This window comes from Halorubrum coriense DSM 10284 (assembly GCF_000337035.1).
Lineage (GTDB): Archaea > Halobacteriota > Halobacteria > Halobacteriales > Haloferacaceae > Halorubrum > Halorubrum coriense.
The window spans coordinates 297352-310028 of record NZ_AOJL01000060.1 but is presented as its reverse complement, the minus strand read 5'-3'; the positions used below and the strand labels follow the sequence as shown (position 1 = coordinate 310028).

The window sequence follows — 12677 nt, the reverse complement described above, 5'->3', positions numbered from 1 at the left end:
TTCTGATAAACTGGACGACTCCTTTATATAATATTTCGTCGTGGAACGCAGTATGAGTACTGTACCGGCCGAACCGGTCGGCTTTCCGTCGACGGTCGAGACGGCTCGCGTCCGCCACGGCGACGGCGGTCCCAGTCCCAGCCTCGCCGTCGTTGAGGCCATCGCCGACCTCGCCGACGTCGACCCCGCGGACTTACCCGAAAAGGGCGTCGTCCTGTACGATCACGTCGACCCCGACGCGCTGAACGCGCTCGTCGCCGGCCGCCCGGACGCCGACGTGGACGTCTCGATCACCGTCGCGGACTACGACGTCCGCGTGGGCTCCGACTCCGCCGTCGCTCGCCGGTCCCGGGACTGAGGCGTCGACCCGACGATCCCCCCCTTCTCTACCGCTCGTCTGCGGCCCGCTCGCGGAGCCGCCCGATCCGGTCCCCGAGCGGCGGCTGAACCTCGAACCACGTCGACCAGTCGCCGGTCTCCGGTTCGACCCCGCGACGCTCCGCGACGCGCTCGAACGCGTCGGCGACGCGGTCGGCACCGACCGCGTCCGCGGCGCGGTCGTCCGCCGCGTATTGGACCCGCCGACCGGCCCAGAAGGAGACGAGCCCCACGGCGACGAGCGCGGCGAAGCCGGACTCGAAGGGGACGAGCGTCGCGACGACCGCCGCCAGCATCGCCAGCACGGCCCCGACCGCGACGGCGCGGAACTCGTCGTAGTACGTCGCCACCCGCCCCGCCTCCGCCGCGAGCAGCCCGACCGCGACGTCCTCGTCGAGGTCGGTCAACACGTCCTCCGTGAGGAACAGCACCCGCCGCCCGGGCGGTCCGCGGACCGAGACGTCCGCGGGACCGGTGCCCCCCGACTCGCCGCTCCCGCTCGTACTCCCGTCACTTGCCTCGTCGACGGATTCGAGCGCGACCCTGTCGACGTCGAGCCCGCCGGGGTCCGCGAGCGCCTCGATCTGTGCGCGCTCCGCCGCCGTCGGCTCCCGGAGGTCGCGGAAGCGGTCGGCCGCGTATAGCGGTCCGACGGCGACCGCGAGCGCGGCGATGACGGCGACGCCGAGGACGAACGCGAGTCCGATCATCGCTCTCGCCGACGGGACGGTCGGGGTAAAAAGACCCGGTCGAGACGCGGCCTCTCACTCCGGGACGCGCCGCGTGAGCGCCCGGACCGCGGCCGCGGCCTCGCTGTCGGGCGCGGCGGTCACGACCGGTCGCTCCGCCGCCACCGACCGGCCGACGCGGGGGTCGGCCGGCACCACTTCGACCGGCGCGCCGAGCGCGTCGCCGATCGGTTCGACCGGCGGCGGGTCGGTCACGCGGTTGACCGCGCAGCCGGTCGTGCCGGCGTCGAGCTCGCGGGCGAGCTCCCTGGTGCGGATCGCGTCGGCCAGCGCGAACGCCCGCGGCGAGACGACGAGGAGGCAGGCGTCCGCGACAGCTAGCGGGACACCGGCGTCGGCGCGGCGCCCCGCGGGACAGTCGAGGACGACGGTCCCGAACTCGCGCTCGACCGCGGCGACCGCCTCCGCCAACCGCGTCAGGTCGGCCGCCCGAGCGCCGGCCAGCGTCCGCCCGCACGGGACGATGTCGACCGGACCGGGACGGACCGTCTCCGTCGGGTCCGCCGCACCGGCGAGGACGTCGTGGAGGTCGGGCCCGCGGCCGTCCGGTAGGTCCGCCATCCCGAGGTCCGCGTCGACGACGACCGCGTCGAGTTCGGCGGCGACGTTGTACGCGAGCGTCGTCTTCCCGACCCCGCCCTTCCCCCCGGCCACCGCGAGTATCACGACAGCGCCTCCAGCGCCTCGGCCGGGACCTCGCTCTCCTCGGCGCGCTCGGCCAGCGCCGCGGCGCGGTCGCGGACCGCCCGCAGCCGCTCGGCGTCGGCCGCGACGCGCTCGTCCAGTTCCCCGACCCCGTCGAGACCGCCGCGCTCCTCGACGACCGCCGTCGCCGCCGCGAGGTCGGCGTCGGTCAGCCGCTCCGCCCGCTCGATCCGCGACTCGACGGCCGCGAACCACGCGTCGACGCCGTCGTCGGCCGCACTCTTCGCCGGCGACCCGGCCGCCGACTCGCCTCGTTCCGCCTCGCCGTCCGTCCCGTCCTGCGCACGATCCGCCACGTCTCTATCCGAGCCGGACGCCCCCGCGCCGCCGTTCTCAGCCGCGTCGGGGTCGATCTCTCTCTCCCCGTCCACCGTGGCGCGCGGTGGTCGGTGGGAGCCGAGGTCTCGGACCGCCGCTCGCGCGAGGCCGACCTCACCTTCCGCCGTCTCGTGAGCGTCGCCCCCGCCCGACGACACCGGCTCGACGCTCGCTATTTCGACCGGGGGATCGGTCGGCTCCGCGAGCGCGGCGAACCCGAACGCCGCGCGTTCGCCGGGATCGATCACCCTCGTCACGCCCGTCGCGTCCCATCCCGCCTCGGGGACGCCGCCGCGCCGCGGCGGCAGCAGCGGGCCGTCGAGCCGGCTCTCGATCCGAACGCGCCGCGGGACCGCCCCGTCGTTGCGCACCCGGACTCCGACGAGCGACGCGCCGCCTTCGCGGTCGACGGACCAGTCGAGTTCCATACGCCGGGTCCCGCGGAATCGTATTTAACCGTCGGGGCGGGCCCCGGGCTCGTCCCGACCCTCGTCGAGGCCGCGGTCGCTTGGGTCGGCGGCGTCGACCTCGTCGCACGCGCCTTCGACTCGGACGTCCGCCGTCCGAAGCAGCGAGCGCGCGCTCCGTTCCGACGCCTCGACCGCTCGGGCCGCGTCGCCGCGCAGTTCGACGCCGCCGTCGAGCGCGGCGATCCTGACCGCCGCGAGCGACGCCGCGACCGGGTCACCGCCGTACGCCGCCGGGTCCGCTCCCGCCGCGCTCGGACGCCCGCCCGGCACGGCCGCGAGGGCGCGCCGAAACTCGGGGTACGCGGCCCCAGCGAGTTCCCGGCGAGCCGTCCGTCGCCGGTTCCGGAGTCGGTCGCGAAGCCGGAGCCGCCGGCGGCGCTCGTCGCGGGCCCGAGCCGCCTCCGCCCGCGCGCGTTCGAGCGCCTGCTCGGCGGCGATCGCCTCCGTCTGCGCGGCCGACAGCTCCGCGGCCGCCGCCTCCAGTTCGTCGAGCGTCTCGTCCGGATCCGCGTCGACCGCGCGGCGCGCCCGGGCGTCGCCGCGGAGCGCAGCGACCCGCTCTTTCAGGCGCTCGGTCTCGCCGGTCGCCTCGGCGACCCGTCGCCGCGCCGCCGTCAGGTCGACCGCCTCGACGTCGATCGCGGCGATTTCCGCCTCGATCTCCGCGATCTCTCCCGCGACGGACGCCGTTCGCCCCCGCGAGCGCGCGGCCGCCGCGAGCTGCCGCCGGAGGCCCGCCTCGGTCGGGATCCGGCCGAGTACCGCATTGGGGCCCGGGGTCTCCTCCACGTCGGTCGACGCGTCTCCCTCGGCGTCCCCGTCGGCGCTCGACGGGGTCGAGGCCGCTTCGGTCACAGTTCGCTCCCCCGCATGGCGTCCGGGTCCGGGTGCTCCGTCCCCGCCGCGAACGCCGCGTACGGCGTCGATTTCGCGTCCCGGTCCGCGTATGCCGCCGCGGCCTCGCGGACCGCCGAGTCGAGGGCGACGAACTCGTTGAACGGCTCGGTGCGCTCTAGCTGAACGTCCCCGCCGTGCGACTCCCGCAGCCGCAGCGCGAGGAACGCGGCGTACTCCGTCTCGTCGAGCAGCGCCGCCCGCCCGAACCGCCGGGCGACGACCGACTCGTGGCGACGACACAGGTTCCGGAGGCCGGTTCGAGCGGCCGCCGAATACGTCACGACCAACAACACGCCCGCCGGTGGTCGATTTCGAAATATATCCGTTCCGGACCGGAACGTTTCAGTCGGCGTCAGCGACGGCGGCCCGAGAGGCGGTTTCCAGACGCCGGAGTCGGCGGGTCAGAACCGCTCGACGTCGAACGCGGGCCCGTTCTCGTCGTCCGAGTGGTCGTCGACCCCGCTCGCCGCGAGGACGCGCTCGCGTGCGGCCGGTTCCGACGGCGCGACGACCACGGTTCCGTCGACGGGGTCGTCGCCGACCGCGCGGAACACGTCGCCGTCGCCGTCGAACTCGGTCGCGTACGTCCGCAGCACGGCCGCGACGCGCCGCTCGGTGGCCGCGAGGTCGGCCTCGCCGTCCTCGAACTCGCGGAGCGCGTCCTCGACGTTCCGTATCGCGGAGATGCGGTCCATCTACGTCGTCCGGAGGTGTCCCTGCTTGGGCTCGTACACTTCGCCCTTCGTCCGGAGCTTCTCGATCTCCCCCTCCGCCTTCCCGGGGTCCATCCCGATCTCGCCCGCGCGGTCGAGCACCTCCTCGACGGGCGCGCCCTCCTGGTACTCCTCCTCGATGTCGGCGATGAGCCCCTTGATGTTCTTGATGCGGTCGCGCTGGCTCTTCGACGTGCCCGTCTCGACCACGTCGGCGTCGAACTGCCCCGTCTCCGGGTCGACGCCGATGTCCTTGAGACAGGACTCGACGATGTTCGTCGCGCGGTCCGCGTCCTCGCGCTCGACGGTGTCCGAGAGCCGCACCCGCGCGCTGGCCTCGGAGAGCCGCACCATCGCCTCCAGCTTCCGGGCGGTGACCGGCACGGGCGCGTCCTCGTCGGCCCCCTTCGAGCGCAGGTCGACGTAGAACTCCTCTATCACCTCCTTCGCCTCCTCGGTCATCGTCGGGAAGCAGGACCGCTTCGCGTGGGCGATGTACTTGCGCAGCAGCTCCGCGTCGATCTCCGGCGCGACCTCCTCGGTCACCTCCGCCACCTGCTCTGCGGTGAACTCCGAACTGGCCAGCTCCTCCCGCTGCGTGTTGAGCTCGCCGGCGTAGTTCGTCTTGATGATGTGTTTCGCCAGCCGGGAGTCGTGCTCCGCGTCCGGGCTGTCCGTCACGGTGAATATGAGGTCGAACCGCGAGATGAGCGCCGGCTCTAGGTCGATCTGCTCGCCGATCGGCTCGTACTGGTCGAACCGGCCGTACTTCGGGTTCGCGGCCCCGAGCAGCGAACACCGCGCCTTCAGCGTCGCGTTGATCCCCGCCTTCGAGACGGAGATCTTCTGCTGTTCGAGCCCCTCGTGCATCGCGGAGCGGTCCGAGGAGTTGTGGACGACGAGCCCGTTCGCGACGAAGTTGTGCGTCTCCTCGACCGTCAGGTCGTACACCCTCGGTCGCTCCCCGTCCTCGATCTGCGCCAGTATCGACCGTAGCTCCGACTCGACCGCCCGCGCCTCCTCCGCGGCGGCCTCGCGCAGATCTCCGAGCCGGTCCGTTTCGACGGCGCCGGACAGCCACCGCGACACGGTCGCCTGCGTCACATCGAGCCGGGACGCCACGCCGGACTGACTGATACCGTAGGCGTCGAGCGCTGCCGACAGCTCTGCCGGCGTTTCGCCGATCGGACCGCGGTCGAGCAACTCGTGGGCCCGCTCTTCGACCGTTTCTATCGGCCCCTCGATGACGTCTGCGAGACGCTGTCGGAGTACCTCGCCGCGGTGTTCTGTCGACTCCGGCGGAACGGTTTCGACTGCCTCCACCCGCCGCCACTTCACGTCGCCGCGGACGAATTCGCGGAGGTCTCCGAGGTCGGTCTCCGCGACCTCGGTGAGGATCTCTCGGAGTCGCTCGGTCACCGTCCGACGGACTTCGTCGTCTTCGCCCCACTCGCGGGAGATCTGCTGTTGGGACAACGCGGTTCCATCCGCGAGTTTGGACTGCGAGACGTGGTATTGGTGCCGCAGCTCTGATAGCGCTTCCCACGTCGGCACTCCCTCGAGCGCGTCCACGTCTTCGGCCGCACGGCTCCGCCGCCCCTCGAACGCCGTGAGTACCTGCCGGGCGCGGTGGAGCGAGACGTTCGCGTCCTCGCTCTCGAAGTCGTGGTACGTGACCGCGTTGATCCCGCACTCGCTCTGGTGAAGCCGGAGCGACTCGCGAGATTCGGCAAGTACGTCGCCGATCTCCGGGACCACGTCGAGGATCGTGCGGTCGCCGTCGGCGGCGTCGACGACGCGGTTGAGGGCCTCGGCTTTTCGCGTGGCGGTGAACCCGACGTAGCGTTGGAACGCCGCGAGCGAGTCGGCGTCCGTCACCGTGAGGTAGTACACATCGCGACCTCTGTCGCGCTCGCGGTGCTGGAGCTGACTCGACACACCGAACTGTAAGAGGAGGTTTCGCGTGCCGCGGAGCAGGTCCCGGCTCGCAGACGCTATTCGAACGTTGTCCGCGGATTCGTCGACGTGGCCCTCGCTGTCGGCCAGTGCCCGGACGAACGCGGCCTTCGCTGCGCGGCTTCCGGTCGAAACGTCCGTCGGGAAGCACTTCTCGTCGTACCGGCCGAGGTTCATTCCCGCGTCGAGGACGGCGTCGGCGTGTTCCTTTCCGGTGACTCGAACCGTCTCGGCGCCGTCGTCGCGCTTCTCGCTCGGCGGACGGACCGGCTCCGCGTCGAACGCTGCCCGTGCCGCTCTCTCGAAGTCGTTTAAGAGGTCGTCGTCCGTGTTGGTGAACCGGACGCCGTAGACGCCCTCGTCGCGGTCGTAGTAAACGTTCCCGTCGCCGGAGAGGTACCCGAGAACGCTCGCCATCGCGGCATCGGTCCCGTCGCCGTCGACGGATCCGTCGCCGAGCGGTTCGATGCTTCCGTCGCCGCCTGCCGTTGCCGCCGCCCCGGCGCCGTCGGCGGCCTTGGTCGGAATCTCTCGGGGGACGTACACCCAGTCGTCGTCGTCGAGCGCGGCCGCCTCACGCTCGACGCGCTCCCCGTCGTCGAGGACGAAGAACGGGTGATCGGCCGTCGCCGTCAGGGATTCGCCGGTCTCCATCGTGACCCGGGTGAGCTCCGAGGGCGCGTCGTACTCGTGGACCGCCGAGACCGGCCGTTCGACCAGCCGCCCGTCCCCGTCCATCGTCCAGACGTCGAGGTCGACGTCGCGGACGCGGCGACCGTTCGAGAGCTCCTCGATATCGCCGTCTTCCGCTGCCTCCCGCGCCAGTTCGTCGATGCGCTCGACGCGGCCGTCCGCCAGCGAGACCAGCGTGTCACCCGTGACACAGTCCATCTTGTCCAGCTCGTCGACCGCGGCAATTCCCTTGTCGGCGAGCACGAGCGCGCCTGCTTCGAGCGACCACTGCTGGCCGTCACCGAAGTCGTCGCGGACGGCGGCGGCCGTGAGCCCCGCCGCGGACGACCCCTTCCCGGACGTGTACACGGAGCGAGGGGCGATGTTTTCTACGTACGAAATCATCTGAGATTTACCCGTTCCGGGGTCGCCGATCAGGAGCATGTGGAGGTCTCCCCGGATCCGCGAGCCGTCGGGGAGGTGTTTGGTGACGCCGGAGAACAGCTGGAGGATCATCGCGAGCTTCTCCTCCTCGTAGCCGTAGATGGCCGGGGCGATGGAGCCCACCATCGCCTCGTAGATGTCGTCGCGCTCGGAGAGCTCGATGATGTCGCGCTTGTCCGCCTCCGTGATGTCCATGTCCTCGAACTCCTCGTCCTCGATGGAGATGGAGACGCCGTCCATGTACAGGTCGAAGATGGCGGACTTCTCGTTGCCCTGCTCGACCTGCTCGATGTGGAGGATCCCGACGCAGGTCACGTGGTCGCCGGGGCTCACCTTGCCGGTGATGTCGTCGACGATGTCGACGTCGAGCGACTGGGGCGTCTCGCCGCCGCGGAGCCCCTCGGGCGATTCCTGGATGCGGAGCTTCTGGGAGTCGACGAACTCGGACTGGTCGAAGTTGACGCGGAAGGGGCCCTGCCGCTCGCAGCCCTGACACTCGTGGGGCTCCTGGAAGCCGCCGTCGCTCTGCGGGATGTACGTCATCGTGCCGCAGCGCTGGCACTCGAAGGCGGCCTCGGTCACCTTCGGGCGCACGTCGGTCGCCTTGCGAACGATCCCCTGAATCGAGACGAGCTTCCCGATGTGGTCGTCGTGGACGCGGATACCGCGGATGTCGACGCTCTCGGGGAGGTCCTCGATACGGACGTGCGCGCGGCCGAGGCTGACGTCGGCGGGGAGGTCGTAGAGCCGCAGCGCCTCCTCGGCGTATTCGCGCATCTGTTCGGGCTTGTTCAGGAAGTCCTCGGCGAGGTCGCGGTCGAACTGAAAGAGGTCGTCGTAGGAGACGTACAGCGAGCGCTGCTCGTTGGGGTACCGCTGCGCGAGCTGCCCGATGTCCTCACGGTAGTAGTTGCGATAGAACTGAATGAACCGCTCCGTGAGGTCCTGGGTGCCGGCCTGAGCCATTGCGACACCTCTTCGTCGGCATCACGTATGAACCTCCGGTTCGGGGCGGACGTGGTCGCGGCGGGCGGGTCGGGAGTCGGATCGGACCGTCGCCTACGCGCGTCCGACGAAGGTCGCGTCGGCTGAGGTGCGCCCCTCGTTGAACGAGAGGACCTTCGCGCGGATCACGTCGCCCGGTTCGAGGCCGCCGGGAACGTCTTCGGTGAAGACGACGAACCCCTCGACCTTGCCGACGGCGACCTCGTCGCCGGAGTGGTGGTCGGTGAGTTCGGTGACGCCGAACTCGTAGGTCTCGCCGATCTCGACCGGCGGTTCGCGCTCTCGGGCGGCGTCGTGAGCGCGCTTCGACTCGCGGGCCTCGGCGGACGGGCCGCGGAGTCGGCGAGCGAGCGCGAACAGCGCGAGCAGCGCGACCGCGACGCCCGCACCGATAACGAGCGGCGACGACGGGATCATACCCCTGCGGTCGACCGCGGCCGACTAAACGGTGTGGGTCCGGAACGCCCGTTCCGCCGCGCGCGGGCCGCCGCCCGCCCGACGCGTCCCGCCCGCATGAGAAACGCCTTTGCCCTCGAAGCCCCCCTCTCGATCCGATGCGACACAGCCGCGGTTCCCGACGACTCGCGCACGGGTGTGGTGTGCCGTGAAGGTCGCGGACGCGGTGCCGGAGTTCGCGGAGGCCTTCGGGTTCGACGAGTTCAACCGGATGCAGCGGGAGGCGCTGCCGGGCATCTTGGAGACCGATCACAACGTCGTCGCGTCCGCGCCGACCGCCTCCGGGAAGACCGCGCTCGCCGAACTCGCCATCTGTCGGACGCTCGCCGCGGGCGGGACCGCCCTCTTCGTCGCGCCGCTGCGCGCGCTCACGAACGAGAAGGAGAGCGAGTGGGAGCGGTTCGAGGAGCTCGGCTACTCCGTCTACGTCGTCTCCGGCGAGCGCGACCTGAACCCCCGCCGCGCCGAGCGTGCGGACGTGCTGGTGACGACGCCGGAGAAGGCCGACAGCGCGACGCGGAAGCACGACTCCGCGCGCTACTCCTTCATCACCGACGTGGACTGCGTCGTCATCGACGAGGTCCACCTGCTCGACTCCGAGAAGCGCGGCGCGGTGCTCGAGGTCACCGTCTCGCGGCTCCGCCGGCTCCAAGACCCCCGCGTCGTCGCGCTCTCGGCGACGATGCCGAACATCGCCGACGTCGCGGAGTGGCTCGACGCGCCCGCGGAGACGACGTACGCCTTCGGCGACGAGTACCGCCCCGTCGACCTCGAGACCGGCGTGAAGACGTACTCGCACGGCTCGAACGCGTTCGCCGACAAGTACCGCCGGCTCTACCGCGCGCTCGACCTCGCCGAGCCGCACGTCCGCGAGGACGGTCAGGCGCTCGTGTTCGTCTCCTCGCGGCAGGACACGGTCCAGGCGGCGAAGAAGGCGCGCGACGAGATCACCGAACGCGACATCCCGATCGACTCGCGGGGCGACTACGACTTCCACAACGAGGCCAAGGAACTCACCAACGACACGCTCCGGCAGTCGGTCACCGACGGCGTCGGCTTCCACCACGCCGGCCTCGGGAAGGACGACCGCGACCGCGTCGAGGAGTGGTTCAAGCAGGGGAAGATCAAGCTCCTCTTCTCGACGTCGACGCTCGCGTGGGGAGTGAACCTCCCCGCCCGCTGCGTCGTCATCCGCGACACGAAGTACCACGACCCGCTGGAGGGGGAGACCGACATCTCGCCGCTCGACGTGCTCCAGATGCTCGGCCGCGCCGGCCGCCCGGAGTACGACGACGTGGGGTACGGCTGGGTGGTCTGCGACCGCGCCGACGCGGACAAGTACCGGAAACTGCTGCGCGAGGGCAAAGAGATCGAGTCGCGGCTCGCCGCCGACCTCGAATCGCACCTCAACGCGGAGATCGCGATGGGGACGATCCGCGGGCTGGAGGACGTGATGGCGTGGCTCGAAACGACCTTCTACTACGTCCGGGCGCAGTCGGAGCCCGACGCGTACGACTTCCCGACGCTCCGCGACCGCGTCCGCGACACCCTCGAATCGCTCGTCGACGACGGCTTCGTCGCGGCCGACGACGACCTCGCGATCGAGCCCACCGCGCTCGGGCGACTCGCCTCGAAGTACTACCTCCGGCTCGACACCGCGCGGCGGTTCCGGCGGCTCGCGGACCGGGAGACGCTCACCGTCGACTCGGTGTTGGAGACCGTCGCGTCGGCGGGCGAGTTCGACTCCGTCTCGGCGCGCTCGGCCGAGTCCGACGCGATCGACCGCATCCTCGACGGCCGCGACACCGACCTCGAAGACGGCCACCGCAAGGTGTTCGCCATCCTCCTCGCCGGGATGGCCGACTCGATCCCCTCTGACCTCCGCTCCGACGCGTGGGTGATCCGGCAGAACGCGCTCCGGCTGCTCGCCGCGCTCGCGGAGTTCCTCGACCGGTTCGCCGGCCCACGCGCGGCCAACCTCGCCTGCCGCGTGGAGGCGCGCGTCGAACACGGCGTCTCCCGCGAGGCCGTCGCGCTCACGGCGATCGAGGGGGTCGGCTCCGGCCGCGCGGAGCGCCTCGCGGACGTCGGGCTCACCTCCCCCGCCGACGTCGTCGACGCCGGCGCGACAGAGCTCGAAAACGCCGGCATGAGCGGCTCCGTCGCGGAGCGCGTCGTCGACGCCGCGCGCGACTGCCCCCGGATCGACGTCGACTGGGGCGAGTTTCCGGACGGCATCGCGGTCGGCGAGAACGAGATGTGCGAGGTCGCCGTCGCCGCGGCCTCGGGAAGCGCTCGCGCCGGCATCCGCGTCACCGTCAACAACGTGGAGATGACCACGACGACCACGTACCTCGACGGGGAGACGACGCTCCCGGTCGGCGTGTTCGGCACGCCCGACGCCGACGAACTGGAGTTCACCGTCGAGGTCGCCTTCCCGGACCTCCCGCTGTTGCCCGTCACGGCCACGCGGACGGTCCGGATCGAGTAGGTCACTCCTCGCGTTCCCGCTTCGCGACGTCCACGTGGTACCCGTCGAGAACGTCCCGCCCGAGCAGCACGGGATAGTTCATGTGACTCCGATCCTCGACGCTCGCGGTCACGGTCTGCCAGCGGTTCCCGATCTTCACGTCGATCTCGACGAGCGGGCGCCGCTGTCGCTTCCGGCGCGATCCTGTCTTCACGCGGACCGTCCTGAGTATCGGCCCGGCGCCGATCTCGGCGGCGACGTCGAAGTCGATGCTCGTCCGCCCGGCGCCGGTGTCCGACTTGGCGACCACCTCGACCGCCCGCTGGCCCGCGCTCACCGCCACGGCCTCGGTGTAGCCGACCGTCGTCGATTCCTCCGGATCCGGATCGAGCGGGGGCTTACAGTCGGGGACCGAATCGTCCAGCACCGACGCGAGGGACGCGACGCGATCGCGGTCGACGCCGCCGCCCCGCTCGATAGCGAGCGCGGCGATGTGCGGTGCCGGACTGACCCCCGTCGCCTCGAAGAGCCCCTTGAATCCCGCCGTCACGTTCACCTCGAGCACGTACCAGGTGCCGTCGCGACACAACAGGTCGACGCCGGCGTAGTCGAGGTCGAGCACGTCGGCCGCCTCCCGTGAGAGTCGCGCCGCCTCCTCGGGCAAGCCGGCGGTGAAACCTTCGACCTCGCCGCCGACGGCGACGTTCGTTCGCCACTCGTCCGACGGCGCGTACCGCTTCATGGCGCCGACGACGCGGTCGCCGACGACGTACGCGCGGACGTCGAACGGCCGCTCGACGCCGGCGTCGATGAACTCCTGTAAAAACGCCCGACGCCGGGCGATATGCGGAGCGACGATGTCGTCTGCGCCGACGACCGCCATCCGATCCCCGTTCGTTCCGACGGCGGACTTGTGAACCGCCGTCTCGCTCGTGAGACGGTTCCCTTCGTTGATCGTCCGCCGGCTGAACGCGATGTACGCGTCCGGAACCGGAATCCCCGCCGTCGCGAGCCTCGCCGCGGCCCCGTACTTGTGAAGCGATTGGACGGCGACCTCAGGCGGGTTCAACACCGCGCGGGACGCGGCGTAGGCCGTCGCGATCCCGAGGTCGTCCAACGGCTCGGCAGACTTCGTCATCAGCAGCCGGTTCACGACGACCTCCACGTCGGGGTCGAACCGGAGGCTCTCGTCTTCGATCCACGACCTGGTGTTCTCCTCGCGGAGCCAGACCGGCTCGTGTCCCAACGCCCGAACGGCGTTGAGGATCGCTTTGGTCTCTTTGCTGTTGTGGAAACTCAACACGCCAACCCGGACCGGGGACGCCTCGTCGGCCGTCACCGACGGGTCCGAACCAGAGCCCTCTCTCATACCTCCCCTCCCAGAGCGATCTTGCTAAGTTACCCACACAATACCCGGCGTACAGAGCGCCAGCGCCCGGCCGCG

The 12677-nt window shown here is 71.0% G+C and carries 11 protein-coding genes; 2 read left to right on the top strand and 9 right to left on the bottom strand.

Translation table 11 applies throughout. The annotated features are described in order from the left end of the window. Window positions 1-52: 52 nt before the first annotated feature. On the top strand, window positions 53-358 hold the full coding sequence (locus tag C464_RS15020; protein WP_006114606.1) for a HalOD1 output domain-containing protein: 306 nt from the start codon (window positions 53-55) through the stop codon (window positions 356-358). A gap of 28 nt (window positions 359-386) precedes the next feature. On the opposite strand, the gene C464_RS15015 is transcribed toward C464_RS15020, so the two are convergent. From C464_RS15015 to C464_RS14980, 8 genes are all read right to left on the bottom strand, one after another. After that, window positions 387-1088: a hypothetical protein gene (locus tag C464_RS15015; protein WP_006114605.1), complete on the bottom strand. Its 702-nt coding sequence runs from the start codon at window positions 1086-1088 to the stop codon at window positions 387-389. Between the two features lie 54 nt (window positions 1089-1142). After that, on the bottom strand, window positions 1143-1793 hold the full coding sequence (locus C464_RS15010) for a nucleotide-binding protein (protein ID WP_006114604.1): 651 nt from the start codon (window positions 1791-1793) through the stop codon (window positions 1143-1145). Then, window positions 1790-2578, bottom strand: a complete 789-nt coding sequence (locus C464_RS15005; RefSeq protein ID WP_006114603.1) for a DUF7857 domain-containing protein — start codon at window positions 2576-2578, stop codon at window positions 1790-1792. The genes C464_RS15010 and C464_RS15005 overlap by 4 nt, the downstream gene beginning before the upstream one ends. Window positions 2579-2602: 24 nt before the next feature. Next, window positions 2603-3475, bottom strand: a complete 873-nt coding sequence (locus C464_RS15000; protein ID WP_006114602.1) for a DUF7856 family protein — start codon at window positions 3473-3475, stop codon at window positions 2603-2605. Then, window positions 3472-3810 (bottom strand): DUF7855 family protein, encoded by a 339-nt coding sequence (locus C464_RS14995; RefSeq protein ID WP_006114601.1) that lies wholly within the window; start codon window positions 3808-3810, stop codon window positions 3472-3474. Before C464_RS14995 ends, C464_RS15000 begins: the two co-directional genes overlap by 4 nt. A 108-nt stretch (window positions 3811-3918) precedes the next feature. Next, window positions 3919-4212, bottom strand: coding sequence for a DUF7854 family protein (locus C464_RS14990; protein WP_006114600.1), 294 nt, complete (start codon window positions 4210-4212; stop codon window positions 3919-3921). Continuing rightward, window positions 4213-8268, bottom strand: coding sequence for an LAGLIDADG family homing endonuclease (locus C464_RS14985; protein WP_006114599.1), 4056 nt, complete (start codon window positions 8266-8268; stop codon window positions 4213-4215). A gap of 93 nt (window positions 8269-8361) precedes the next feature. After that, complete coding sequence (locus C464_RS14980) at window positions 8362-8724, bottom strand: TRAM domain-containing protein (RefSeq protein WP_006114598.1); 363 nt, start codon at window positions 8722-8724, stop codon at window positions 8362-8364. A 187-nt stretch (window positions 8725-8911) separates the two neighbouring features. Here C464_RS14980 and C464_RS14975 point away from each other — a divergent pair, with 187 nt between their 5' ends. Beyond that, entirely contained in the window at window positions 8912-11254 is a 2343-nt protein-coding gene (locus tag C464_RS14975; protein ID WP_006114597.1) for a DEAD/DEAH box helicase, read from the top strand. A 1-nt stretch (window position 11255) separates the two neighbouring features. Here the strand turns inward: C464_RS14975 and C464_RS14970 are convergent, their stop codons facing one another. Further along, the gene (locus C464_RS14970) at window positions 11256-12602 is read right to left on the bottom strand and encodes a putative ATP-dependent zinc protease (RefSeq protein WP_006114596.1); all 1347 of its coding nucleotides are present in this window, start codon (window positions 12600-12602) and stop codon (window positions 11256-11258) included. Window positions 12603-12677 lie beyond the last annotated feature (75 nt).